Here is a 23,723-nt window from a genome sequence, read left to right as displayed (position 1 = left end):
GATCTCGCGAAGGGGTTGTCGTGGTCTGTCGCAATTGACTACTTGAAGCAAGGATGTGAGCAATGTCACAGGCAAAAGCAAAAGAAACAGTGATGGAGGCCTCGAGCCAGGTCAGTTCGGCCTCGAGCCAGGTCGATGCCTTCAGCCATTTGTACGACCGTGGTGGCTCGGAGCTGATCAACGGCAAACCGTCGTTCACTGCCGACCAGGCGGCCGATTCGATCCTGCGCAAAAACATGTCCTGGCACGACAAGGACGGCAATGGCAAGATCGAGCTGGATTTCAGTTTCATGACCTCCGCGCCCTCCAATTACGACTCGCGACTGGGGGATTTCAGCGAGTTCAGCGCGCAGCAGAAAGCCCAGGCAATACTCGCATTGCAATCGTGGTCGGACGTGGCCAACGTGACGTTCACGCAAGGCGCGGGGCACGGTGACGGTAACCTGAGTTTCGGCAACTACAACGTCAGCACCGGTGGCGCCGCCTTTGCGTATCTACCGTCGGGCAGCAGCTACGACGGTCAGTCGTGGTACCTGATCAACGATCAGTATCAGGTCAACAAGACCCCGGACCATGGCAACTATGGTCGGCAGACACTGACCCATGAAATCGGCCACAGCCTGGGCCTGTCCCATCCTGGCGTTTATAACGCGGGTAACGGTAACCCGACCTATAACGACGTAACCTACGCGCAAGACACGCGCGGCTACAGCTTGATGAGCTACTGGAGCGAAAGCAACACCAACCAGAACTTCAGCAAGGACGGCAGCGGCGCCTATGCCTCGGCACCGTTGATGGACGACATCGCCGCCGTGCAAAAACTCTACGGGGCCAATATGGAGACCCGTGCCGATAACACCGTGTACGGCTTTAATTCCAACGCCGATCGCGACTTCTACAGCGCGACGTCGGCGGCCTCCAAAGTGGTGTTCTCGGTGTGGGATGGCGGTGGCAACGACACGCTGGATTTCTCCGGTTTCACCCAGAACCAGAAGATCAACCTCAACGAGGGCTCGTTTTCCGATGTTGGCGGCCTGGTGGGCAACGTCTCGATTGCTCAGGGCGTGACGGTGGAAGCCGCTCTCGGCGGTTCAGGAAATGATCTGCTGATCGGCAACGCGGTGGCCAACCTGCTGGAAGGCGGAGCCGGTAACGACATTCTCTACGGCGGTGGTGGTGGCGATACCTTGTGGGGTGGTGCGGGGGCGGACACCTTTGTGTTTGGTGCTGTCAGCGATACACACTACAACGCACCAGACTGGATCATGGACTTCACCAGTGGTCAGGACAAGATCGATCTGTCAGGCCTCGCGCAGTTCGCTTCAGGTGGTGCAATGCTGAACTTCGTCAGCGGCTTCACCGGCAATGCGGGTGATGCGGTCCTGACTTACTTCGCTGAAACCAACCAGACAAGCCTGTATGTCGACCTTGACGGCATGGGTGTTGCGGGCTTTGCCGTGGGCACGGTGGGCCAGGCTGCGATGATGGATATCGTGGCGTAAGCCTCAATACAAGAGAGCAACCACTTCGCTCTCTTGTAAGGAAGGTCCCTCCATGGCCAACATGGACGGACCTTTTTTGTCCACATCCTTGGTTTCATGCAGGCACAACATCCCCACCACCAGGTTCACGCCGGCGATGAACGAGCCCCATGAAAGACAGGACACCGTTTCCCCCTACGGTCTTTCAGTTCTTGGATTTCGTTCATCTGATTTCGATCTGTCCGGGGTGGACCGCATTGTTCCCGATGACCCTGATGGCGTCGAGTGCCTGTTGAAGTCGTGCATCTAAATCACCAGCCACGAGTGCACCAATGTCCTTGTTTATGTTCTCCCTCGGTTGACCGAGATCCTTGCACAGCTTTTGAATTCCTAAGTGGATCCGTGCGGCTGCATCGCGTGGAGATAACTCAAAAATCGCGCTGGCTTCATCGTAGTCTCTGCGAATGTCCTCAGGCATATCAGGATTGGCGGGCATAACCACTGATCTTGCATGCAAACTCGAAGGCTCAAACCGCAGCCTGGCTCTCTCAATCCAGCAACTGGCAGTCATCGGTGAGCTATTGATAAATCGAGCACTGGACGATCTCGACCCGCCCGAGGGCGCGTCTGAAGTTCCATCCGCCAGCAACGCCTAAGCGGTCACGCTCGTTTATCTATTGGAGCTCCAAACCATGGCTCGATATATGCCGATCACCGGCATCGACTGCACCATCCCGTCGTTGCTGATCGACACCGAAGCACCCATCGACGTGTTGCACGACACCGCCGCGTACCGCATCCGCACGGTGACGCAACTGCTGGAAACCTTTCCCTAGGCGACGGCCTCAGTCGCGACGCGTTGCACTGCAAGACTTCGCGCGGGTGCTGGCGATTCCGTTGCGTGATGGCTGTGATTTGATGGATGTAGTGGGCGGCGATTGCAGGCGCAGGTTTAGGCGTCGCGGCTCTAAACAGAAAAGGGCGTTCCTGAGGTAACGCCCTTTTTTCTCATCCAGAAACCGCCCTAGCTGAACCAATGCTGTCACCCCGCAAAGTTTCACAATGTCCCCCGAAATCGCCGCCTAAGATCACGACTCAAGCGCGTATCACCGAGCTTCCATCCCACAGGGAACTGACAAATGATCTCGAATCTCGTCAAAGTCGTACTAATCGGTGGTGCGTTGCTGCTGAGCGCCTGTTCGGGTGTGAGCCCCTATAACGATTACTCGGAAGCCACCCTGCCGTCTGCCGGCTTTGGTCCAGGGCCCACCAACAGCCCTAGTAAGTTGAATTTTCATGGCAGTGCGCTCGGTAACAGTTTCGGCGAGTACAGTTCGGGTTTGTTGCACGGCGATTAACGGCGGAAGTGTTTCCGCCGTCTTGCGTTTTGCCTGATGTGCCGTGCACTTTGGGGTGGCGACTGCTGCGCAGTCGGACGCAGGCTTCGCCAGCTGGTACGGGGGACAATCTAGCGGCTATTTAGTCTCGGGCGTCGCTATCCATTGACTCAGGACTTTTTGATATTTGCCCGTCACCTTGGCCAAATGCAGCCACTGATCGACATACAACTTCCAAGTCATGTCGTCGCGCGGCAGCAGGTAAGCCTTTTCCCCATACTGCATAAACTGACTCGGGTTAACCGCGCACAAGCCGGGTTTGAGTTTCTGCTGGTACAGCGCTTCCGACGCATCGGTAATCATCACGTCAGCCTTTTTATCCAGCAGCTGCTGAAAGATGGTCACGTTGTCGTGAAGGCTAAGTTGTGCCTTGGGCAAGAAGGCGTGGACAAACGCTTCGTTAGTACCGCCCGCCGGTTCAACCAGGCGCACCGAGGGCTGGTTAATTTGTTCGACGGTTTGGTACAGCGCTTGCTCTTCACAGCGCACTAGCGGGATTTTGCCATCGACGTCTAGCGTGGTGCTGAAGAAGGCTTTTTTCTGGCGCTCCAAGGTGACGGAGATCCCGCCCATGCCGATGTCGCACTTACCCGCCAGCATGTCAGGCATCAGGGTTTTCCAGGTGGTCTGCACCCATTCAACCTTGACGCCCAGGCTGTCCGCCAGTGACTGGGCCATGGCGATGTCGATGCCTGAGTATTCGCCGTTTTCGGCTTTGTAAGTGTAGGGTTTGTAGTCGCCTGTGGTGCACACGCGAAGTTGGCTCTGCTGGATGACGCTGTCCAGATGTGATGGTTCCGCCTCAACGCCAAACGATAAAGCGAGCAGACCACCGAGCATTATTGTGATTTTGATATTCTTCATTGTTCTCGGACTTTTTAGATGGAATCCCATCGGCTAATCGGTAATGCAGAGCCGTCCCCGAACGGATAATAAACACTAAATGCGTCCAGGGGCTTGAGTCTCGCCGCTACGAAGTTGACGGCGAGGCTAACGAGAGCAACCTTTCAGAAGACGAGGTAGGGATTACGGCTTTTACAGGTCCATGCGCTACTTACTTGCGAATAGTTTGTTTGGACGCCGACGCAACGGTCTCACTTCCACAATTGATATAAGAAGAAGTCTTCAACCAACGCTGATCCGGGTAGTAGGAGAACAACAGCTGCCCATCTTTCATCGAATCAATCAGCCGATGCGCAATCGCCGGCCTGACTGCCGGACAACCGAGGCTTCTGCCAATCCGTCCATTCACGCGGGCCAGCATCGGGCTGACATACGGTGCTCCGTGAATCACGATCGCCCGGTCAAACGCGTTGTCGTTGAAGCCCGGTTCCAGCCCTTCCATGCGCAGCGAGTAGCCGTTTTGCCCGACATAACTTGACTGCGTGCGGTACAAGCCGAGGCTGGTGGCAAAGCTTTCGTTTTTATTAGAGAAGTTAACGGCCATGTTCTCGCCGGTGTTGCGCCCGTGGGCTACCAGTTCATGGAACAGTAATTTGCGTTTCTTCAGATCGAACACCCACAACCGTTGTTCGGTCGAAGGCAGGGAATAGTCGATGACAGCAAGCCTTTGGACAGGGGCTGCGCCTTGAGCGATGCTGCATTTTGAAGCGCGGACCGCCAGGTCAATGACCTTGGCGTCGGCAGTGGGCGCTGCTTTGACGAGGGCGGCGGCAAGCGAATCGGCGTAAGCTGATGGTACGGACATTGCAGTCAGTAACAGGGCCGCGATTGGAAGGCCAAAACGTAGTAACGCCATATAGATGTCTCATCATGTTAAGTTCGAGTCTAGCAGTGCGTGGGAAGCTAGCTGGTGAATGCGGGAGATTAGGGATTATCTATGGTGCAATTAACAAGGTTATTCGTCATAAGCCGCATTCTTTTTATGGGCTTTCTGATCAGCGGTGCAGCGGTTGCCGAAACTTCGCCGATTGAGCCGGCAACTGCGCCGAACGCCGTTATGGGCGCTGCACCGGGCGACAACGTCGCTCAAACGATTCAGGCCTCGCTTGCGCCTCTGAAAACCGCGTTTCCGCCATTGCTCACTTCAAAGCGCAATCGGCGGGTGGATGTCAGCCGTCTTGTCATGGATTTTTATACCCATCGCGCCTATCGCGCGGCGTGGACGAATGACAGCGATGTCGCGCAGTTGATCAAAAGCTTGAACGACACGCAGGCCGACGGTTTGAACCCGGCGGATTTCCATATTGAAGAAATTGTCCGGACACAGCCTTCAGTACTCGCTTTGACCGCCACGACTGAGCAGCGGGCAGCGTTTGATATCGCAACCACCCACACCTTTATTACCGCGCTGCAGCAGTTGCGGCGCGGCAAGGTCGACCCTTCGCGGCTCGACAATCACTGGAATTTTGACTCGAACGGCGTCGACCCCCGTGACGACTTCAACGCCTTCTTCGCGGCACTCGACAATCACGACGTGGCGAGTGCTTTTGCACTGGCACCGCCGCAAGAAGCGGTGTACGAGCGTCTGCGTCAGGCATTGGCGCAACTGCGCGGTGTTCGGGACAGAGGCGGCTGGCCGAAAGTTGCTGTAGACCATTCGCTCAAGCCCGGCATGGACGAACCCGCTGTCGCACAGCTGCGCGCGAGGATGGTCGCGGCAGGCTTTCTTGATCCGCGATTAGGCCGCGGCACGAAGTACGACGGCGCCGTCACCGCTGCGGTGAAGAAGTATCAGACCGAGCAATACCTTGGCGCGGATGGTGTGGCGGGGGCAACTACGCTGGAGGCGCTGAATGTGCCTGTTGAGGCGCGCATCGACCAGGTACGGGTGAACATGGAGCGGGCGCGCTGGCTGCTTTATAAACTGCAGGGCACATTCGTGATCGTCGATATCGCCGGCTACAAGGTGGCGATGTACCGCGATGGCCAGCCGATCTGGCGCTCCCGAGTGCAAGTGGGTAAAACAGCTCGAAATACACCGATTTTTCAGGCACAGATCACCTACATCACGTTTAACCCGACCTGGACTGTGCCGCCGACGATCCTCAAGGAAGACGTGCTGCCCAAAGTTCAGGCCAATCCCGGCTACCTGGCCAACAACCGCATACGAGTACTTGATCGAGAAGGCAATGCGCTCGACCCGTCATCCGTTGACTGGAGCAATCCGCGCGGGCTTACCCTGCGCCAGGATGCCGGCCCTGACAGCTCGTTGGGCCAGGTAGTGATCCGCTTCCCCAACGACTATGCGATTTACCTCCACGACACACCGCACCGCGAGTTGTTTGCCAAAACTGTGCGCGCGACCAGTTCGGGCTGCATCCGCGTAGAGAACCCGCTGCAATTGGTGGAACTGTTGTTCAACGACCCGGTTAAATGGAACAGCGCCGGCATTCAAAAACAATTGGCCAATGGCAAGACCCAGAACATCTCGCTTCCGGTGAAAGTGCCGGTGTTGTTGGCGTACTGGACGGTGGATCTGGAGAGTGGCGGGCGAGTGGCATTCAAGCCAGATGTGTATGGCTACGATGCGCCAGTGTTGCGGGCGTTGAACCGGCCTTCGACATTGCCGGTGCTGGATTTGCATGCGGCTTTGGGGGCGGGCGGGTAGTCAGGTTTTCAAGATAAAGTCATTTTTACTGACCCAGATCCGAGTCGGGATGGAGTTACGGTCAACTTGCCCTTGCAGGGTATAGGCGAGATCGTCGTACCAGACCGGATCCTCCAGATACCAGGAGTGGGAAATCATGCCGTCGATGATCTTGAATTTTCTTTTCGGGACAGCCTTGTAACGCGGTCCGCAATCAACATCGACGGCCTTTTCGTGCGCCGGCGTATCAGTCGGCATGCCAACGCGTCCGACGCGCGAGCTGATGTCTATGTTTTTGACATTTGAAACGGCCAGCGCTTCATCGTAACCACTGAAGTAGTTTGTCAGTCGGCCGCAGTGGTTAAAGATCGGAATCATGTCCGAGTTGTTGAGCTCAAAGCACTCGGAGGAGATATCCGCCGCAAACAACACCAGTTGACCGATGCGCCAGTCATTGGCCAGTTCCGCATTGCGAGTTTTATCGACCGCGCGTACCGCCTCACGCACCACGAAGGCACCCATGGAGTGCGCCATGATATGGATGTTTATGGGGCAGTCTTTTAGCGTGTAGTTGGCAAACGGGATGATGCCACCGGTCACTAACAGCGTGGCTGCTTCCTGAGCTTGCGAACGGTCATATAGATACAGTTCAGCGCTGCCTGCACTTGGCCAGTCGAAGCCGATAACCATGCAGTTGTATTTGCGTTTTTTCAGTTCGCTCTCGACCAGTCGCTGACGCCTGAGTGCTTCTTTTGAATCGGTGTTGTAGCCATGGACGAAAAAAACAATATCCAGTTCTTTTCCGGGTTTGGTGCCTGGAGGGTTCGCTTGTTGGACGATCAGATCCAGCCACTGTTTGACGGTACTTACCTGGTCTGAGGGGGCGGGCTCGGTGGCGCCACTGGGCACTTTCAAATATGAAACGGCGCCGGTGCGATTACCAAACCTGCTCTGACCAGAAACCTTGGCGCGTGTGCCCAAAACAAAACTGTCCATGCATGTTGTCCTGTGCTGTTGGTCGAACACAGTCGAGGGTCGAATAGGAGGTTAGCCTCAAAGCTCCAAACCTTCCTGCACGACCGAAAGCAAATTGTTCTCCGTCATCGCCACCGCATCCAGTTGTTGTCCTGCCTGCTCGATGACCTGTAACCACCAATGCGTCTCGCCATGCTCGCCGACAGTACGCAGCAATGCGAGCTCTTGGCCTTTGGAATGAATCTCTACACGGCCCTCACCATCGTCGGTGAAGCGCGCGACCGGGTCGAAAGTCAGGTTGTGGTCATTGCCTTCGATCACCAGTTGGTCGATGGCATAGTCGAACGTTTCCCCTTCCGGATCGCTCTCGAATACGTGTGTGGGATTGTGCCGCAAGACCAGACCGACCTCGGTCAGCGGCAGCAGCCAGTGCTCGATTTGGCGATACAGTTCGTAAACCTGGCTCGGCCAGCTGTCGATTGCCTGTTCGGCGCGGGTAGCCCCGGTGTGTTTCAACTTCGTGGCGAGCTCGTCTGCCTTACTCATGTCGATTCCTTATCATGATGTAAGAGTAATCGTAGCTCTTTCAGCGCTATCCGGGTTTTGCCTTGGATCATATCCACAGGTCCATTCATTGCGGTGTCCAAGCGCATTAACGACTATTCAGTGCTATTTCAGACTGGCCACACCCCGACAACCGGTCGTCCGCCTGTCAGTTCTTACTGAATCGATCGTCTAGAGTTCCGTTAGCTCTGCCGACCCCGGCAGCGCTCCCCATCGCAAGGACGATCGCCTAAATGTTGATTACTCAAGCATTGACAGCCGTTGCTCTAACGCTTGCGGCCGCGGCCGTTTTTCCCCTGGCCAGTCAGGCTCAACCGAAAGTCACGCCCGAAGAGGCGCATGCCATTGGCGTTGAGGCCTACCTGTATTTTTATCCGCTGCTGACCATGGACATCACCCGCAAGCAGTTCACCAATATCGAACCCGGCAAGGAATTCGGTAAAGGCCCGATGAACATGTTTGTGAGTGTGCCGCAGTACCCATCCGCGAGTTTCAGAGGTGTGGTGCGACCGAACTTCGATACGCTGTATTCCATCGCCTGGCTCGACTTGACTAAAGAGCCATTGGTGATTTCCGCGCCGGACACGGCGGGGCGCTTTTATCTGTTGCCGATGCTCGACATGTGGAGCGACGTTTTCGCGTCGCCTGGTTGGCGCACGACTGGCACGCAGGCCAGTCAGTTTCTGGTGACACCGCCGGGCTGGACCGGAACGGTGCCGGCCGGATTGAGCCATTTGCCGGCACCGACGCCTTTCGTCTGGATCATCGGTCGGACCCAGACTGACGGGGAAGCCGACTACGCAGCGGTGCACACCATTCAGGCGGGCTACACCGTGACGCCGTTGTCGCAGCTGGGTAAAAAAGCTGAACCGGTCACTGTGAAAATCGACCCGACGGTGGACATGAAAACGCCGCCGAAGATTCAGGTCGATACGATGTCGGCCGCCAATTACTTTGCCTACGCCGCCGAGTTGCTCAAAATGCATCCGCCTCATCTTACCGACCAGCCGATTCTGGCGCAGATGCAACGCATCGGTATCGAGGTGGGCAAATCGTTCAACATCGAGGCACTGGATTCGGCCGTTAAAGCCGCGCTGCAAACCGTGCCCGCGGAAGCGCAAACGCTGATGAAATGGAAGGTTGCCACGCTCGCTCCTGTGGTCAACGGCTGGTCGATGAACACCGACACCATGGGCGTCTATGGCAACTACTACCTTAAGCGCGCGATCCTGGCGCAGGTCGGGTTGGGGGCGAACTTACCCGAGGATGCCATTTATCCGCTGAACATGGGCGATGAGCAGGGCAAGCCACTCGATGGCGCAAACAAATACGTGCTGCATTTCGATAAAAGTGAGGTACCACCGGTGAACGCTTTCTGGTCGATCACGTTGTACGATCCGGAAGGGTTCCAGGTGGGCAATACACTCAACCGTTTTGCGGTCAGTAGCTGGATGCCGTTCAAGACCAACGCCGACGGTTCCCTGGACCTCTATTTCCAGAACGAAAGCCCCGGCAAAGACCTTGAGGCCAATTGGCTTCCCGCACCCAAAGGTGCGTTCAACCTGACCATGCGCTTGTACGGCCCGAAATCCGAGGCGTTGACCGGTAAGTGGAACCCGCCCGCGGTCAAACGAGTGTGATGGACTTGTAGCGAAAGCAGGCCATGAACTGCTTAATGGCCTGTTTTTATTCATTCAGCTGCCGGTTCCACCCCCGGCACCTCCGGTTCTTCCGCCTGCGCCCGAGTTATTACCGGCCGGAGGCGTGCCGGGAGTGTGGTCGGTTGACATGTTCGAACCGCTGTTGGAAGGGCGGGGTGGTTGGTGCCGGTTGGATGACGAGTGGTCGGTGGCTTCAAACGATGGCCCCATTCAATGTGGTAGTCGGCCCGCCCCGACGCCTTTAATCGCCTGCTGCGTTCGCCACGGCAACTGTCGTCACGCACTTCGGTCACAACTGGATACCGCCAATCCGAAGCGAGCGTCGGACCATGAAGAACCTGAAAATCGCCACCTTCAATGTCAACGGCCTGCGAGCGCGTCTTCCCAATCTGCTGGCGTGGCTAGAACAGGAGAAACCGGACATCGCGTGTTTGCAGGAGCTCAAGTCGGTCGACACGGCCTTTCCAGTCGCAGAACTTGAAGCGGCCGGTTACGGCGCCATCTGGCAGGGCCAGTCGTCATGGAACGGGGTGGCGATTCTGGCGCGAGATGCGCAACCTTTGGAGAGTCGACGCGGTTTGCCGGGTGACGACACGGATACCCACAGTCGCTATCTGGAAGCGGCGGTGCACGGCGTGCTGGAGGGGTGTCTGTACCTGCCCAATGGCAACCCGCAGCCGGGGCCGAAGTTCGATTACAAACTGGCGTGGTTCGAGCGGCTGATCGCTTATGCCAAGGATCTGCAAAGCAGCGAGCATCCGGTGGTGCTGGCGGGTGACTACAACGTGGTGCCCACTGATCTGGACATCTACAACACACGTTCCTGGCTCAAGGATGCGTTGCTGCAACCGCAAAGCCGCGAGTGTTATCAGCGCTTGCTGGATCAGGGCTGGACTGACTCCCTGCGCCATCTGTACCCGCAGGATCGGCTTTACACGTTCTGGGATTATTTCCGACAACACTGGCAGAAAAATTCCGGGCTGCGCATCGATCACCTGTTGTTGAACCCGGCGCTGAGTCCGTATCTGCAAGAGGCGGGGGTCGATGCCTGGGTGCGCAATGAGCCGCATGCCAGTGATCACGCGCCGACGTGGATTCGCGTGAGCTCGCGCAAGCGACATTGACATTGATGAGAGCGGTGATTGGCGAAATCAATTGTCAGTTGTACTGCTTTATCCCTTATACATGGCGACCATCGGCGGAGAGATCCGCGGCCCATGCATAAGGACTGAGCAATGAGCGAGCCACGCCTGACCCGCCTTTCGTTATATTTACAGCGTCTGGGCTTCGACGCGCCCCCGGCGCCGACCCTGGAAACCCTGCGCCAGCTGCAACTGCGCCACACCGGTGAATTCGCGTTCGAAAACCTAACCACGTTGTCGGGCGAACCGGTGCTGATTGACTTGCCATCCATCGAGCAAAAAGTCCTGTACGACGGTCGAGGTGGTTACTGCTATGAGCTCAACAACCTGTTCCTGGCGTTGCTTCAGGCATTAGGGTTCGACGCTCGCGGCATCACCGGCCGGGTAGTGATGGGCCAGCCCGAAGGCGCGTGGACCGCTCGCACGCACCGCTTGAGCCTGGTCACTCTGGACGGCGTGCGCTACATCACTGACGTCGGCTTCGGCGGCATGGTCCCCACCGCACCGCTGATACTCGATACCGAAGCCGAGCAACTCACACCCCATGAACCGTATCGCATTGAACGGCACGAAGATGGTTACACCCTGCGGGCCAATGTCGGTGGCGAGTGGCGGGCAATGTACATCTTCGACCTGCAACGCCAGGAAGACATCGATTACACCGTCGGCAACTGGTACGTCTCGACCCATCCCGAGTCGTCGTTTGCTCGGCAACTGATGGTTGCCCGGACCGGGGAGGGCTGGCGCCGTACGCTGAACAACGGCAGTTTTGCAATACATCGGGTCGGTCGCGAAAGCGAACGGCGGCAGGTGGTGGATGTGGGTGAGCTGATCGGGTTGCTGAAGGATGAGTTCGGGATCCGGGTGCCGGAACATGAGGGTTTGAAGCAGGTGCTTGAGCGGTTGGTCCGCCCAGACTGAGCCCGCGTTTTTTGAGACTCCACAGGGGGAGAACTCAAGGCGCCATCACTCGATGAATTTCACTGAGCACCTCGGATAATTTTTTTTCGAGGTTCTTCAGCTCTGAGGCGGTTATCCCTTCTTTGAAATGTCCGGCATTCGCGAAAGCGGCACGCGGGTCGAGCTCGGCGGTTGTTTCCCTGTGATTGAGCAGCGCCTGACGCAAGGTGTTATTGATCACTGTCTGATAGCCAAATCCCTCGCTTTCGGCGAGTGAGCGAGCCGCCTCTATGACGGCATCATCGAGCATGATGGTGATTCTGGTTTTGCCTTTGCTGGAGGCAACAGCCCCACGCTTGGCATTGCTGAAGTCGTATTCGTCTTTCATCGGTCAATCCTCCATGTACCGTCGGCGCTCGTTTTTGGTAGCGATGCGCGCGGAAATGATTCGAACGAAATTCGGATCTCGATAGGTATACGCAACGACCAACAAGCGACCCTTGGCATCCATCCCCATGATGATCCACCGCTCTTCATCATGGTGGTGGTCTTGGAGCGTAAGCGCTCGCTCGTCCCAGAAAACCGGCTCTGTTTCTGAAAGGCTAATGCCCTGGCGCTTTAATTTGTTGGCTGCGTTTTTTGCCTTGTGAAACTGAATTTCGAATGGCTTCATTATGCATACTTTATATGTATAAGCGAGAGGCGACCGTACCGGCGGTCGCTGGGAATGCCAAAGCCTAGTGGGGAATGTGGAAGGGCCGCGTCAGGATGTATTTCAAAAGTTTTGAGGGGAGGAAAGCCGCACAGCCAAGGGCGAAATGAACAACTGGTCATAATCTGAATGATAAGTTGTATACAACTCTATAGACATTTGTCCTCGGTCTTGAATACAGTGTGCGCATAACAAAAACCAGGGAACCCCCCAACCATGAAAACGCCCCATGTTTCACACCAACGGCCTGAGGATGAAAACCTTGGAATCGGCGCGAATATGGCTTACGGCCTGCAACATGTTCTGACCATGTACGGCGGCATCGTCGCGGTGCCTTTGATCATCGGTCAGGCGGCCGGGCTCTCGCCGGCGGACATCGGTTTGTTGATTGCTGCTTCATTGTTTGCAGGGGGGCTGGCGACGTTACTCCAGACCCTTGGTTTACCGTTTTTCGGTTGTCAGTTGCCGCTGGTACAGGGCGTATCGTTCTCTGGTGTCGCGACCATGGTGGCGATTGTCAGCAGTGGTGGGGAGGGCGGGTTTCAGTCGATTCTCGGGGCGGTGATTGCCGCATCGTTGATTGGCTTGTTGATCACGCCGGTGTTCTCGCGCATCACCAAGTTCTTCCCGCCGCTGGTCACGGGCATTGTGATCACCACCATCGGCCTGACGCTCATGCCGGTGGCCGCGCGCTGGGCCATGGGCGGCAACAGTCATGCGCCGGACTTCGGCAGTATGGCGAACATCGGCTTGGCGGCGGTGACGCTGGTGTTGGTCCTGCTATTGAGCAAGATCGGCAGCGCGACCATCTCTCGATTGTCGATCCTGCTGGCGATGGTCATCGGCACAATCATCGCGGTGTTCCTCGGCATGGCAGACTTCTCGTCTGTCACCCAGGGCCCGATGTTCGGCTTCCCGACGCCGTTCCATTTCGGCATGCCGACCTTCCACTTCGCCGCCATCCTGTCGATGTGCATCGTGGTGATGGTGACGCTGGTGGAAACCTCGGCGGACATCCTCGCCGTCGGTGAAATCATCGGCACCAAAGTCGACTCCAAACGCCTGGGCAATGGCCTGCGCGCCGACATGCTGTCGAGCATGGTCGCGCCGATCTTTGGTTCGTTCACCCAAAGCGCCTTCGCCCAGAACGTTGGGCTGGTGGCGGTGACCGGGATCAAGAGCCGCTTCGTGGTCGCCACGGGTGGTTTGTTTCTGGTGATCCTCGGCTTACTGCCCTTTATGGGCCGGGTCATCGCGGCGGTGCCGACGTCTGTCCTCGGCGGCGCCGGTATCGTGCTGTTCGGCACCGTGGCGGCCAGTGGTATTCGTACGCTGTCCAAGGTTGATTACCGCAACAACGTCAACCTGATCATCGTCGCCACCTCCATCGGTTTCGGCATGATCCCGATCGCTGCTCCGAGCTTCTACGATCACTTCCCAAGCTGGTTCGCGACCATCTTCCACTCGGGCATAAGCTCGTCGGCAATCATGGCCATCGTGCTCAACCTGACCTTCAACCACCTCACGGCCGGTAACTCGGATCAGCAGTCGGTGTTCGCGGCCGGTACTGAGCGTGTGCTGCGTTATCAGGATCTGGCAGCGTTGCGTGAGGGGGATTACTTCAGCGAAGGCAAGCTGCATGACTGCGACGGGAAAGAAATTCCGGTGGTGGAGGTGGACCACGGGCATGGAGAACCGCAAGCGGCGCATGCGAAAAGCAGTGAGCATGTGTAGCGACAGCTAGCACTACAAAGGGCCGATCTGTTGAACAGATCGGCCTTTTGCTTTTCCTTCGGTCACAAAAAAGCCCCTGTACCTTTCGGTTCAGAGGCTTTCCCAGTATTGCTGTATGGCTCCACGACCTGGACTCGAACCAGGGACCCAGTGATTAACAGTCACTTGCTCTACCAACTGAGCTATCGCGGAATGGCGCCTATGTTACTGATTCAAAAAGAGAAGTCAAGCGCCTGATAGCAACTTTACCGATTCGTCGAGACAGACGGTGGTTTATCGGCCATGGGCGGTTACCAGATTCCTCCCAGAGGTCTACCATGGCCGCCCGGAAGTGGTAACACGCGCTGCCGGCCATTCGCCGAAAAGGTACGCGCCATGAATCACTCAACCTGCACACCTCACAACAACGGGGTGTTCGCATGAGCATCGCTCAGATCAGCTTGCCCAAAGGTGTCGGTCCCCACGCCGAAAAATTGTTCGACGCAATCACGCAGGCTAGCACCGCTGAGGAATTGAACCGTGCCGGCGGCAAGGCCGAAGGTTTTGTTCTGGGCCTGGAAAGCACCAAGGCGATCAAGAGTCAGATTGCCGAGTCGCTCTATGTCGCCTATGACGACGCCGCCAGTCAGCGTGCCACCGAACTGGCTTAACCGCCGAAGGTAAAGGTGCCGAGCATCATTTTGGCGTAGAGCGTCGTGGCGGCCAGTTGCACCAGCCACAAGGCGAGGCCACCGAGAAATACGCCCGCGGCGATTTGCATTACCAGGTTGCTGCCGCGTTTGGCCGGGGTGCGAGGCGCGAAGTGGTCCAGCTCATCGCGGTCTGCGCGTAGGTCATCGTTTTTCATGTGGGTTCTCGTCAGAATTCTCGGGTGTACTCATAACCTGTGGGAGCCGGGCTTGCCCGCGATAGCGGTCGATCAGCCAACATCAATGTTGAATATGATGGCCTCATCGCGGGCAAGCCCGGCTCCCACAAGAGGATGGTGTGCAGTCTAGGGGGCTTGGCCGTCGGGTCGAGAGATATCTGCGACCCATAAAAAAACGGGAAGCCATATGGCTTCCCGTTTTCCATCACGCGACGACTCAGATCACCTGAACGATGGCCTTGGTCACCACGTCGATGTTGCTCTGGTTCAACGCAGCTACGCAGATGCGGCCGGTGTCCAGGGCGTAGATGCCGAACTCGGTGCGCAGCCGGGTAACTTGCTCAACCGTCAGGCCGGAGTAAGAAAACATGCCGCGCTGACGGCCGACGAAACTGAAGTCGCGCTGTGGGGCGTTTTTCGCCAGCAGATCAACCATCTGGATGCGCATGCCGCGAATCCGCAGGCGCATTTCAGCCAGTTCTTCTTCCCACTGGGCGCGCAGTACCGGGCTGTTCAAAACAGCGGCGACGATGCTTGCACCGTGGGTTGGCGGGTTGGAGTAGTTGGTGCGGATCACGCGTTTGACTTGCGACAGCACGCGCGCGCTTTCTTCTTTCGATTCGCTGACGATCGACAGGGCGCCAACGCGCTCGCCGTACAGCGAGAACGATTTGGAGAACGAGCTGGACACAAAGAAGGTCAGGCCCGATTCAGCGAACAGGCGCACAGCGGCGGCGTCTTCGTCGATGCCATCGCCAAAGCCCTGGTAAGCCATGTCGAGGAACGGTACGTGGCCTTTGGCTTTAACCACTTCCAGTACGTTGTTCCAGTCCGCCGGGCTCAGGTCCACACCAGTCGGGTTGTGGCAGCAGGCGTGCAGCACAACGATCGAGCCGGAGGGCAGGGCGTTCAGGTCTTCCAGCAGGCCGACGCGGTTCACGTCGTGGGTCGCGGCGTCGTAGTAACGGTAGTTCTGCACCGGGAAACCGGCGGTTTCGAACAGCGCGCGGTGGTTTTCCCAGCTTGGGTCGCTGATCGCCACGACAGCGTTCGGCAGCAGTTGCTTGAGGAAGTCGGCACCGATTTTCAGTGCACCGGTACCGCCCACGGCCTGGGTGGTGATGACGCGGCCAGCGGCGATCAGTGGCGAGTCGTTGCCGAACAGCAGTTTCTGCACAGCCTGGTCGTAGGCAGCGATGCCATCGATTGGCAAGTAGCCACGGGAAGCGTGTTGAGCGACGCGAATCGTCTCGGCTTCGACAACGGCGCGCAGGAGTGGAATTCGCCCCTCCTCGTTGCAGTAAACACCGACCCCCAGGTTGACCTTGTTGGTACGGGTATCGGCGTTGAATGCTTCGTTGAGGCCCAGGATTGGATCGCGTGGTGCCATTTCGACAGCGGAGAACAGGCTCATTTTTGCGGCGGCTCTGAATGGAGAGTGGAGGGACGTGTGGCGCTCCAGCCGAATGCACTAGAGCGGTGCACAAACGGGGAGCTAGTATAGAGGCCATCGGCGACCGATGGCGACAGACGATTCGGCTTTTCCGCCAAGTTTTTCCGATTATTTTTCGACCGTTAGTCGATTGGCGTCGTCAAAGGATTCATGGGATGTAGGACGTTTGCCTTGAAAGAGCAGGCAATCGACACCACATTGAGCACAATCCAGTTTTTTCCTCGGGCGACGTCGGTCGTTTGCGGTCTTTCTCGTGGCTGTCCGGTTTGACCGGTCAGGCGCGACCCCAGGGGTATTGAATGTCTGAATTCCAGCTAGTGACCCGCTTCGAGCCCGCCGGCGATCAGCCGGAAGCCATCCGCCTGATGGTCGAGGGCATCGAAGCCGGGCTGGCGCACCAGACGTTGCTCGGTGTGACCGGCTCCGGCAAGACCTTCAGCATCGCCAACGTGATCGCGCAAGTGCAGCGTCCGACCCTGGTGCTGGCGCCGAACAAGACCCTGGCCGCGCAGTTGTATGGCGAGTTCAAGGCGTTCTTCCCGAACAACGCGGTGGAGTACTTCGTTTCCTACTACGACTATTACCAGCCCGAAGCCTACGTGCCGTCGTCCGACACTTTCATCGAGAAGGACGCCTCGATCAACGACCACATCGAACAAATGCGCCTGTCCGCGACCAAGGCGTTGCTGGAGCGCAAAGACGCGATCATCGTCACCACCGTGTCGTGCATCTACGGTCTGGGCAGTCCGGAAACCTATTTGAAGATGGTGTTGCACGTGGATCGCGGTGACAAACTCGATCAGCGTGCGTTGCTGCGTCGCCTGGCGGACCTGCAATACACCCGCAACGACATGGATTTCGCCCGCGCGACCTTCAGGGTGCGTGGCGATGTGATCGATATCCACCCGGCCGAATCCGATTTTGAAGCGATCCGCATCGAGCTGTTCGATGACGAGGTCGAGAGCCTGTCCGCCTTCGATCCGCTGACCGGCGAAGTGATCCGCAAGCTGCCACGCTTCACCTTCTATCCGAAAAGCCACTACGTGACACCGCGAGAAACCCTGCTTGGCGCCATCGAAGGCATCAAGGTCGAGTTGCAGGAACGTCTGGACTACCTGCGCAGCAACAACAAACTCGTTGAAGCCCAGCGTCTGGAGCAGCGCACCCGCTTCGACCTGGAGATGATCCTCGAGCTGGGTTATTGCAACGGTATCGAAAACTACTCGCGCTACCTGTCCGGTCGTGAGTCCGGTCAGGCGCCACCGACGTTGTTCGACTATCTGCCGGCCGATGCCTTGTTGGTGATCGACGAATCTCACGTCAGCGTGCCGCAGGTCGGCGCCATGTATAAGGGCGACCGTTCGCGTAAAGAGACGCTGGTGGAATACGGTTTCCGCCTACCGTCCGCGCTGGATAACCGGCCGATGCGTTTTGACGAATTTGAAAGCATCAGCCCGCAGACGATTTTTGTCTCGGCGACGCCCGGCAATTACGAGGCAGAGCATGCAGGTCGCGTCGTTGAGCAGTTGGTGCGTCCGACCGGGCTGGTCGATCCGCAAATTGAAATCCGTCCGGCGCTGACTCAGGTCGACGATCTGCTTTCGGAAATCGGCAAGCGTGTCGCGCTGGAAGAGCGGGTTCTGGTCACGACCCTGACCAAGCGTATGTCTGAGGATTTGACCGATTACCTGGCCGATCACGGCGTTCGCGTACGTTATCTGCACTCGGACATCGACACCGTGGAGCGGGTCGAAATCATTCGTGATCTGCGCCTTGGTACGTTCGATGTGCTGGTGGGGATCAACCTGCTGCGTGAAGGCCTGGACATGCCGGAAGTGTCACTGGTGGCGATTCTCGATGCGGACAAGGAAGGCTTCCTGCGTTCCGAGCGCTCGCTGATCCAGACCATCGGCCGGGCGGCGCGTAACCTCAACGGTCGGGCGATTTTGTACGCCGACCGCATCACCGGCTCCATGGAGCGGGCGATCGGCGAAACCGAGCGTCGTCGCGACAAACAGATCGCCTTCAACCTGGCCAACGGCATCACCCCGAAGGGTGTGTTCAAGGACGTCGCCGATATCATGGAAGGCGCCACCGTGCCGGGCTCGCGCAGCAAGAAGCGCAAAGGCATGGCCAAGGCTGCCGAAGAGAGCGCCAAGTACGAAGCGGAATTGCGCTCGCCGGGCGAGATCGCCAAGCGTATTAAAGCTCTGGAAGAGAAGATGTACGCGCTGGCGCGTGATCTGGAGTTTGAAGCAGCGGCACAGATGCGCGATGAGATTGGCAAGTTGCGGGAGCGGTTGATCACTGTTTGAGATTTTCGGTGCCTGTCAGGCCTCCATCGCGAGCAAGCTCGGCTCCTACAGGTCAGGTGATCACCTGTAGGAGCCGAGCTTGCTCGCGATGGCGGCGACGCAGTCTTAATGTGCTTCCCCAGCCTTAATCCCCTCCGGCAATTTCTTGGTCAGCAAGATCGCCAACATACTCACCCCCAGCGCAATCCCGACAAAGTGAAACGCATCGTTGTAAGCCATGATCGACGCCTGCTGGTGTGCGATTTCACTGATTTTGCCCAGCGCCGCCGTCTCACTGCCTAACCGGTCCGCCATCGACGCCATCCGCTCGGCCACTTGGGGATTGCTCGGTACGATGGCTTCACGCAAGTAATCAAAGTAGGTCTTGGTTCGCGCATCCAGCAGGGTCGCGAGGAGGGCGATGCCAATCGCGCCGCCGAGGTTACGCAAGATGTTGAACAGGCTCGACGCCGACCCCGCGTCCTGCGGCAGGATGTACGCGGTGGCGATCAGCGAAATGGTGACCATGATCAGTGGCTGGCCCAGCGCGCGAATGAGCTGGATCTGATTGAACTGCGGCCCGGCGAAGTCCGGGTTCAGTACCCCCGAAGAAAAACTCGCCAGCCCGAACAGCCCGAATCCCAGCGTACACAGCCACTTCGGCGAAATGTACTTCATCAGCTTGGGCACCAACGGAATCAGAAACAGCTGCGGCACGCCCATCCACATGATCACTTCGCCGATCTGCAGGGCGTTGTAGTTCTGGATCTGCGCCAGGTACAGCGGCAACAGGAAAATCGAACCATACAGCCCGACCCCCATCCCCAGGCTGGAAATACTCGACAGGCCGAAGTTGCGGTTGCGCAGGATGCCCAGGTTGATCAGCGGGTTGGGCTTGGAAACTTGCACAATCACAAAGGTGATCAGGCTGATCAGCGCGATGCTGCCCAAGGTTACGATCAGGTTCGACTCCAGCCAGTCCTTGCGGTGGCCCTCTTCGAGAAACACCTGCAAACAACCGAGGCCGACGCCGAGGGTGAGAATGCCCATGTAGTCGGTGCTTTTCAGTAGCTCCCAGTGCGCTTCTTTTTTCTCCAAGCCATACATCAGGCCGGCGATCATGATCAGGCCAGGTGGAACGTTGATGTAGAAGATGTATTCCCAGCCCCAATTTTCAGTCAGCCAGCCGCCCAGTGTCGGGCCGATAGAGGGCGCGAAGGTGGCGGTCATGGCGAACATGGCCATGCCTTTGGCGCGATGGTGCTCGGGCAGTTTGATCAGCGTGAGGGTGAACGCCAGCGGGATCAGCGCGCCGCCGGTGAAGCCCTGCAAGGCGCGGAAGACGATCATGCTTTCCAGGCTCCACGCCATGGAGCACAGCAGCGAGGCGACGAGGAATCCCAGTGAAACCCAGACCGCCAGTCGTCGCGCGGACAGCAGCTGCACGAGCCAGGCGGTCAGCGGGATCATGATGATTTCCGCCACCAGGTACGAGGTGGAAATCCACGAGCCTTCCTCCAGGGTGGCCGACAGGGCGCCCTGAATGTCTTTGAGCGAAGAGTTGGTGATCTGGATGTCGAGCACGGCCATGAAGGCGCCGAGCATCACGCTCATGACCGCAATCCAGTCCCGCCGGGTCGGTTCGCCGACCGGGCGGATCAGTTGGTCACCGGCCATCGTCAGGGGCGTCTTTGATGTTCACTTTGGCGGTGACTGACATGCCCGGACGGATCTTGCCTTGCAGCGGATTGTCCGCGGCGAAAGTCAGTTTTACCGGAATCCGTTGTACGACTTTGGTGAAGTTGCCCGTGGCATTGTCCGGTGGCAACAGGCTGAACTGCGCGCCCGAAGCGGCGAACAGGCTGTCGACGCGCGCTTTGATGGGCATGTCGCTGTAGGCGTCGAAGGTCAGCTCGGCGCTCTGGCCGGGCTGCATGTGGCCGATCTGGGTTTCTTTGAAGTTGGCCTGAATCCAGATGTCCTGATCCGGAACGATCGACAGCAAGTACGCGCCGGCCTGCACCACTTGGCCTTCGCGGGCGGCGCGCTGACCGATCAGGCCGCTGATGGGTGCGTGGATTTCGCTGCGGGTCAGGTTCAGTTCCGCTTGCGCCAGGTCGGCCTTGGCGTTGGCGATCTGCGCGTCTAGGCGCTTGATCTCTGCGGTCAGGGCGTTGACCTGCTGGCGTTGGCCCTGAGCGTCAGCCTGGGCCTTGGCGACTTGCGAGCGGGCGATGTGGTTGTCGGCCGACAGCGTGGTCACCCGTTCTTCCGAGATGTAGCCGGGTTTGCGCAAGGTCTCGGCGCGATTCAAGTCGATGAGCGAGCGGCCGAGACTGGCTTGGCTGGAGGCGACTTGCGCTTCGCTGGCCGCGATCAGACTGGATTGCTGGGTCAGTTTGCTTTGCGCTTGCAGGCGTTCGGCCTGGCGGGTGGCGAGGGTGGCTTTGGCGCGGTCGACGGCGAGGTCGAAATCGGCGCCTTCGAGCTTGATCAGCAACTGGCCTTTCTCGACGTGCTGGTTGTCGTGCACCAGCACTTGATCGATGCGCGCGCCCAACTGGCTCGAGACACGGGTGATCTCGCCCTGGACATAGGCGTTGTCGGTGCTTTCATAGAATCGTCCCTTGAAGAACCACTGGGCAAAAAAGCCCCCGGCAATCAGCAGGACGATCAACAGGAAAATAAACAGGCGACGCTTGAGTTGGGCAGGCATGGGGCAGACTGTAGTCGAGAAATTGTAAGGAAAGTTATCAGCAGGTGAATCTGTCATACAGCCGACAAGCGGTAAATGCCATCGGGTGATATTCGGCCATTCACCAGGGTATACGCGCGTTGTAGGCGCAAACTTGGCTTAAATGCCCTGTTCACTGGAGCCGGGCGGGTTTCGCCTGTTACCATTCGCCCTTTGTTTTATCTTCATTTCGAGACTTGCCATGACCACCGTCCGCACGCGCATCGCGCCATCGCCTACCGGGGACCCCCACGTAGGTACCGCTTACATCGCTTTGTTCAACTACTGCTTTGCCAAGCAGCATGGCGGTGAGTTCATCCTGCGGATCGAAGACACCGACCAATTGCGGTCGACCCGTGAGTCCGAACAGCAGATTTTCGACGCCCTGCGCTGGTTGGGTATCGACTGGAGCGAAGGCCCGGACGTGGGTGGCCCGCACGGTCCTTACCGTCAGAGTGAGCGCGGCGATATCTATCAGAAGTACTGCCAACAGCTCGTTGAAATGGGTCATGCGTTCCCGTGCTTCTGCACTGCCGAAGAATTGGACCAGATGCGCGCCGAGCAAATGTCTCGAGGAGAAACCCCGCGTTACGACGGCCGCGCACTGTTGCTGTCAAAGGAAGAAGTTGCCCGTCGCCTGGCCGCTGGCGAACCTCACGTGATCCGCATGAAAGTGCCGAGTGAAGGCGTTTGCGTGGTGCCGGACATGCTGCGTGGCGACGTCGAGATCCCGTGGGATCGCATGGACATGCAAGTGCTGATGAAGACCGACGGCCTGCCGACGTACTTCCTGGCCAACGTGGTCGATGACCATCTGATGGGCATCACCCACGTCCTGCGCGGTGAAGAGTGGCTGCCCTCGGCGCCTAAACTGATCCTGCTTTACGAGTACTTCGGCTGGGAACAACCGGAGCTGTGCTACATGCCGCTGCTGCGTAACCCGGACAAGAGCAAGCTGTCCAAGCGCAAGAACCCGACCTCGGTGACGTTCTACGAGCGCATGGGCTTCATGCCGGAAGCGATGCTCAACTACCTGGGCCGCATGGGCTGGTCGATGCCGGACGAGCGCGAGAAGTTCTCGTTGCAGGAAATGGTCGACCACTTCGACTTGAGCCGTGTCTCGCTGGGCGGGCCGATTTTCGACATCGAGAAGCTGTCGTGGCTCAACGGCCAGTGGCTGCGAGACCTGCCGGTAGAAGAGTTCGCTTCGCGCCTGCAGACCTGGGCATTGAACCCTGAATACATGATGAAGATCGCGCCGCATGTACAGGGGCGCGTTGAAACCTTCAGCCAGGTTGCACCGTTGGCCGGCTTCTTCTTTGCCGGTGGCGTGAACCCGGATGCCAAATTGTTTGAATCGAAGAAGCTCTCGGGCGACCAGGTTCGTCAGTTGATGCAGCTGATCTTGTGGAAACTGGAAAGCCTGCGTCAGTGGGAGAAGGACAGCATCACCGCGACGATTCAGGCGGTGGTCGAATCCTTGGAACTGAAGCTGCGTGACGCCATGCCGCTGATGTTTGCTGCGATCACGGGGCAGGCCAGTTCGGTGTCGGTGCTGGATGCGATGGAAATCCTCGGTCCGGACCTGACCCGATTCCGTCTGCGCCAGGCGATTGACCTGCTGGGCGGCGTGTCGAAGAAGGAAAACAAGGAGTGGGAAAAACTGTTGGGTAACATCGCCTGAGGGCGATTGACCCTGCAGGAACCGCCGGAGGGCGCGATCATTTGATCGTGATCTTCGGCGCTCCCCCTGATTTTTCGGGGGGGAGGGCGGTAAGTGATTGTTATGGCGACAAAAAATTTTGAAAATTGTTGAAAATAAGTTTGACAGCTTTTCGATCCGCCATTAAGATTCGCCCCGTCCTCAGCGATGAGGGGCTATAGCTCAGCTGGGAGAGCGCTTGCATGGCATGCAAGAGGTCGACGGTTCGATCCCGTCTAGCTCCACCAATTTACACTTCAAGGTCTGGCCACACCGGCCTTGAAGCGATCAACTCTCAGCGTTGATCTGTTGTATAGAAGGGTTTGCGTCCCCTTCGTCTAGTGGCCTAGGACACCGCCCTTTCACGGCGGTAACAGGGGTTCGAGTCCCCTAGGGGACGCCAGTTTTACAGAAGCGATGTTGCAAGATGTCGCTCCGCCGCGAGGCGAAAAATCCGGGGCTATAGCTCAGCTGGGAGAGCGCTTGCATGGCATGCAAGAGGTCAACGGTTCGATCCCGTTTAGCTCCACCAATTTTACAGTTCAAGGTCTGGCCA

The 23,723-nt window shown here is 57.8% G+C and carries 22 protein-coding genes, 4 tRNA genes and 2 pseudogenes; 15 read left to right on the top strand and 13 right to left on the bottom strand.

Going from position 1 to position 23,723, the window contains the following annotated elements:
• Positions 1-62 precede the first annotated feature (62 nt).
• Entirely contained in the window at positions 63-1,502 is a 1,440-nt protein-coding gene (locus tag ACA048_RS19195) for a serralysin family metalloprotease (protein WP_497625814.1), read from the top strand.
• Between the two features lie 3 nt (positions 1,503-1,505).
• Here ACA048_RS19195 and ACA048_RS19190 read toward each other — a convergent pair whose 3' ends face one another.
• Entirely contained in the window at positions 1,506-1,667 is a 162-nt protein-coding gene (locus tag ACA048_RS19190) for a hypothetical protein (RefSeq protein WP_497625813.1), read from the bottom strand.
• Positions 1,668-1,704: 37 nt separating this feature from the next.
• Positions 1,705-1,959, bottom strand: a complete 255-nt coding sequence (locus ACA048_RS19185) for a DUF4145 domain-containing protein (RefSeq protein ID WP_497629898.1) — start codon at positions 1,957-1,959, stop codon at positions 1,705-1,707.
• A 13-nt stretch (positions 1,960-1,972) separates the two neighbouring features.
• Between ACA048_RS19185 and ACA048_RS19180 the strand changes: the two are divergent.
• From ACA048_RS19180 to ACA048_RS19170, 3 genes and pseudogenes are all read left to right on the top strand, one after another.
• Positions 1,973-2,137, top strand: a pseudogene (locus ACA048_RS19180) (DUF6124 family protein); the annotation flags it as partial.
• Between the two features lie 36 nt (positions 2,138-2,173).
• Positions 2,174-2,477: pseudogene (locus tag ACA048_RS19175) on the top strand (hypothetical protein).
• A gap of 143 nt (positions 2,478-2,620) precedes the next feature.
• On the top strand, positions 2,621-2,839 hold the full coding sequence (locus tag ACA048_RS19170) for a hypothetical protein (RefSeq protein WP_497625812.1): 219 nt from the start codon (positions 2,621-2,623) through the stop codon (positions 2,837-2,839).
• Between the two features lie 117 nt (positions 2,840-2,956).
• Here ACA048_RS19170 and ACA048_RS19165 read toward each other — a convergent pair whose 3' ends face one another.
• Together ACA048_RS19165 and ACA048_RS19160 are read right to left on the bottom strand one after the other, a co-directional pair.
• Positions 2,957-3,742, bottom strand: coding sequence for a transporter substrate-binding domain-containing protein (locus ACA048_RS19165; RefSeq protein WP_497625811.1), 786 nt, complete (start codon positions 3,740-3,742; stop codon positions 2,957-2,959).
• Between the two features lie 190 nt (positions 3,743-3,932).
• A complete protein-coding gene (locus tag ACA048_RS19160) occupies positions 3,933-4,637 on the bottom strand; it encodes a murein L,D-transpeptidase catalytic domain family protein (RefSeq protein WP_497625810.1) in 705 nt (234 codons plus the stop codon).
• An 81-nt stretch (positions 4,638-4,718) separates the two neighbouring features.
• Here ACA048_RS19160 and ACA048_RS19155 point away from each other — a divergent pair, with 81 nt between their 5' ends.
• Positions 4,719-6,449 carry a L,D-transpeptidase family protein gene (locus tag ACA048_RS19155; protein WP_497625809.1) on the top strand — a complete coding sequence of 577 codons (1,731 nt, stop codon included), beginning with the start codon at positions 4,719-4,721 and terminating at the stop codon, positions 6,447-6,449.
• Here the strand turns inward: ACA048_RS19155 and ACA048_RS19150 are convergent, their stop codons facing one another.
• Entirely contained in the window at positions 6,450-7,424 is a 975-nt protein-coding gene (locus tag ACA048_RS19150) for an alpha/beta hydrolase (RefSeq protein ID WP_497625808.1), read from the bottom strand.
• Positions 7,425-7,481: 57 nt separating this feature from the next.
• Entirely contained in the window at positions 7,482-7,949 is a 468-nt protein-coding gene (locus ACA048_RS19145) for a hypothetical protein (protein ID WP_497625807.1), read from the bottom strand.
• A gap of 251 nt (positions 7,950-8,200) precedes the next feature.
• Here ACA048_RS19145 and ACA048_RS19140 point away from each other — a divergent pair, with 251 nt between their 5' ends.
• The 3 genes from ACA048_RS19140 (at position 8,201) to ACA048_RS19130 (ending at position 11,691) form a co-directional block, all read left to right on the top strand.
• The gene (locus ACA048_RS19140) at positions 8,201-9,607 is read left to right on the top strand and encodes a DUF1254 domain-containing protein (protein ID WP_497625806.1); all 1,407 of its coding nucleotides are present in this window, start codon (positions 8,201-8,203) and stop codon (positions 9,605-9,607) included.
• Between the two features lie 350 nt (positions 9,608-9,957).
• Positions 9,958-10,752, top strand: coding sequence for an exodeoxyribonuclease III (gene xth / locus ACA048_RS19135; RefSeq protein WP_497625805.1), 795 nt, complete (start codon positions 9,958-9,960; stop codon positions 10,750-10,752).
• Between the two features lie 111 nt (positions 10,753-10,863).
• Entirely contained in the window at positions 10,864-11,691 is an 828-nt protein-coding gene (locus ACA048_RS19130) for an arylamine N-acetyltransferase family protein (protein WP_497625804.1), read from the top strand.
• A gap of 34 nt (positions 11,692-11,725) precedes the next feature.
• On the opposite strand, the gene ACA048_RS19125 is transcribed toward ACA048_RS19130, so the two are convergent.
• Entirely contained in the window at positions 11,726-12,058 is a 333-nt protein-coding gene (locus tag ACA048_RS19125) for a BrnA antitoxin family protein (protein ID WP_497625803.1), read from the bottom strand.
• A 3-nt stretch (positions 12,059-12,061) separates the two neighbouring features.
• Positions 12,062-12,343 (bottom strand): BrnT family toxin, encoded by a 282-nt coding sequence (locus ACA048_RS19120; protein ID WP_497625802.1) that lies wholly within the window; start codon positions 12,341-12,343, stop codon positions 12,062-12,064.
• A gap of 255 nt (positions 12,344-12,598) precedes the next feature.
• Here ACA048_RS19120 and ACA048_RS19115 point away from each other — a divergent pair, with 255 nt between their 5' ends.
• A complete protein-coding gene (locus ACA048_RS19115; RefSeq protein ID WP_497625801.1) occupies positions 12,599-14,116 on the top strand; it encodes a nucleobase:cation symporter-2 family protein in 1,518 nt (505 codons plus the stop codon).
• Positions 14,117-14,232: 116 nt separating this feature from the next.
• On the opposite strand, the gene ACA048_RS19110 is transcribed toward ACA048_RS19115, so the two are convergent.
• Positions 14,233-14,308, bottom strand: a tRNA-Asn gene (locus tag ACA048_RS19110).
• Positions 14,309-14,535: 227 nt separating this feature from the next.
• Between ACA048_RS19110 and ACA048_RS19105 the strand changes: the two genes are divergently transcribed.
• Positions 14,536-14,766, top strand: a complete 231-nt coding sequence (locus tag ACA048_RS19105) for a hypothetical protein (protein WP_007943502.1) — start codon at positions 14,536-14,538, stop codon at positions 14,764-14,766.
• Here ACA048_RS19105 and ACA048_RS19100 read toward each other — a convergent pair.
• Both ACA048_RS19100 and ACA048_RS19095 read right to left on the bottom strand, forming a co-directional pair.
• Positions 14,763-14,963 carry a hypothetical protein gene (locus tag ACA048_RS19100; RefSeq protein WP_497625800.1) on the bottom strand — a complete coding sequence of 67 codons (201 nt, stop codon included), beginning with the start codon at positions 14,961-14,963 and terminating at the stop codon, positions 14,763-14,765. The genes ACA048_RS19105 and ACA048_RS19100 overlap by 4 nt on opposite strands.
• Positions 14,964-15,201: 238 nt before the next feature.
• Entirely contained in the window at positions 15,202-16,398 is a 1,197-nt protein-coding gene (locus ACA048_RS19095) for an amino acid aminotransferase (protein ID WP_497625799.1), read from the bottom strand.
• 338 nt (positions 16,399-16,736) lie between these two features.
• Between ACA048_RS19095 and uvrB the strand changes: the two genes are divergently transcribed.
• Entirely contained in the window at positions 16,737-18,752 is a 2,016-nt protein-coding gene (uvrB, locus tag ACA048_RS19090; RefSeq protein ID WP_497625797.1) for an excinuclease ABC subunit UvrB, read from the top strand.
• A 105-nt stretch (positions 18,753-18,857) separates the two neighbouring features.
• On the opposite strand, the gene ACA048_RS19085 is transcribed toward uvrB, so the two are convergent.
• Both ACA048_RS19085 and ACA048_RS19080 read right to left on the bottom strand, forming a co-directional pair.
• Positions 18,858-20,408 carry an MDR family MFS transporter gene (locus tag ACA048_RS19085; RefSeq protein ID WP_497625796.1) on the bottom strand — a complete coding sequence of 517 codons (1,551 nt, stop codon included), beginning with the start codon at positions 20,406-20,408 and terminating at the stop codon, positions 18,858-18,860.
• On the bottom strand, positions 20,398-21,447 hold the full coding sequence (locus ACA048_RS19080; protein ID WP_497625795.1) for an HlyD family secretion protein: 1,050 nt from the start codon (positions 21,445-21,447) through the stop codon (positions 20,398-20,400). Before ACA048_RS19080 ends, ACA048_RS19085 begins: the two co-directional genes overlap by 11 nt.
• 220 nt (positions 21,448-21,667) lie before the next feature.
• Here ACA048_RS19080 and gltX point away from each other — a divergent pair, with 220 nt between their 5' ends.
• The 4 genes from gltX to ACA048_RS19060 all read left to right on the top strand — a co-directional run bounded on the left by gltX (position 21,668) and on the right by ACA048_RS19060 (position 23,699).
• Positions 21,668-23,149 (top strand): glutamate--tRNA ligase, encoded by a 1,482-nt coding sequence (gltX, locus tag ACA048_RS19075; RefSeq protein WP_497625794.1) that lies wholly within the window; start codon positions 21,668-21,670, stop codon positions 23,147-23,149.
• A 190-nt stretch (positions 23,150-23,339) separates the two neighbouring features.
• Positions 23,340-23,415 (top strand) — tRNA-Ala (locus ACA048_RS19070).
• A gap of 79 nt (positions 23,416-23,494) precedes the next feature.
• Positions 23,495-23,570: transfer RNA gene (locus ACA048_RS19065), tRNA-Glu, on the top strand.
• A 53-nt stretch (positions 23,571-23,623) separates the two neighbouring features.
• Positions 23,624-23,699 (top strand) — tRNA-Ala (locus ACA048_RS19060).
• Positions 23,700-23,723: the final 24 nt, after the last annotated feature.

Source organism: Pseudomonas sp. LBUM1659, from assembly GCF_059716045.1.
The sequence above is the reverse complement of the archived record's forward strand: the minus strand, read 5'-3'. Positions and strand labels throughout refer to the sequence as shown.

Coding starts and splice junctions, on each gene's coding strand:
- ACA048_RS19195 (WP_497625814.1), top strand. CDS start 63: ATGTCACAGGCAAAAGCAAAAGAAACAGTGATGGAGGCCTCGAGCCAG.
- ACA048_RS19185 (WP_497629898.1), bottom strand. CDS start 1,959: ATGCCTGAGGACATTCGCAGAGACTACGATGAAGCCAGCGCGATTTTT.
- ACA048_RS19170 (WP_497625812.1), top strand. CDS start 2,621: ATGATCTCGAATCTCGTCAAAGTCGTACTAATCGGTGGTGCGTTGCTG.
- ACA048_RS19165 (WP_497625811.1), bottom strand. CDS start 3,742: ATGAAGAATATCAAAATCACAATAATGCTCGGTGGTCTGCTCGCTTTA.
- ACA048_RS19160 (WP_497625810.1), bottom strand. CDS start 4,637: ATGGCGTTACTACGTTTTGGCCTTCCAATCGCGGCCCTGTTACTGACT.
- ACA048_RS19155 (WP_497625809.1), top strand. CDS start 4,719: ATGGTGCAATTAACAAGGTTATTCGTCATAAGCCGCATTCTTTTTATG.
- ACA048_RS19150 (WP_497625808.1), bottom strand. CDS start 7,424: ATGGACAGTTTTGTTTTGGGCACACGCGCCAAGGTTTCTGGTCAGAGC.
- ACA048_RS19145 (WP_497625807.1), bottom strand. CDS start 7,949: ATGAGTAAGGCAGACGAGCTCGCCACGAAGTTGAAACACACCGGGGCT.
- ACA048_RS19140 (WP_497625806.1), top strand. CDS start 8,201: ATGTTGATTACTCAAGCATTGACAGCCGTTGCTCTAACGCTTGCGGCC.
- xth (WP_497625805.1), top strand. CDS start 9,958: ATGAAGAACCTGAAAATCGCCACCTTCAATGTCAACGGCCTGCGAGCG.
- ACA048_RS19130 (WP_497625804.1), top strand. CDS start 10,864: ATGAGCGAGCCACGCCTGACCCGCCTTTCGTTATATTTACAGCGTCTG.
- ACA048_RS19125 (WP_497625803.1), bottom strand. CDS start 12,058: ATGAAAGACGAATACGACTTCAGCAATGCCAAGCGTGGGGCTGTTGCC.
- ACA048_RS19120 (WP_497625802.1), bottom strand. CDS start 12,343: ATGAAGCCATTCGAAATTCAGTTTCACAAGGCAAAAAACGCAGCCAAC.
- ACA048_RS19115 (WP_497625801.1), top strand. CDS start 12,599: ATGAAAACGCCCCATGTTTCACACCAACGGCCTGAGGATGAAAACCTT.
- ACA048_RS19105 (WP_007943502.1), top strand. CDS start 14,536: ATGAGCATCGCTCAGATCAGCTTGCCCAAAGGTGTCGGTCCCCACGCC.
- ACA048_RS19100 (WP_497625800.1), bottom strand. CDS start 14,963: ATGAAAAACGATGACCTACGCGCAGACCGCGATGAGCTGGACCACTTC.
- ACA048_RS19095 (WP_497625799.1), bottom strand. CDS start 16,398: ATGAGCCTGTTCTCCGCTGTCGAAATGGCACCACGCGATCCAATCCTG.
- uvrB (WP_497625797.1), top strand. CDS start 16,737: ATGTCTGAATTCCAGCTAGTGACCCGCTTCGAGCCCGCCGGCGATCAG.
- ACA048_RS19085 (WP_497625796.1), bottom strand. CDS start 20,408: ATGGCCGGTGACCAACTGATCCGCCCGGTCGGCGAACCGACCCGGCGG.
- ACA048_RS19080 (WP_497625795.1), bottom strand. CDS start 21,447: ATGCCTGCCCAACTCAAGCGTCGCCTGTTTATTTTCCTGTTGATCGTC.
- gltX (WP_497625794.1), top strand. CDS start 21,668: ATGACCACCGTCCGCACGCGCATCGCGCCATCGCCTACCGGGGACCCC.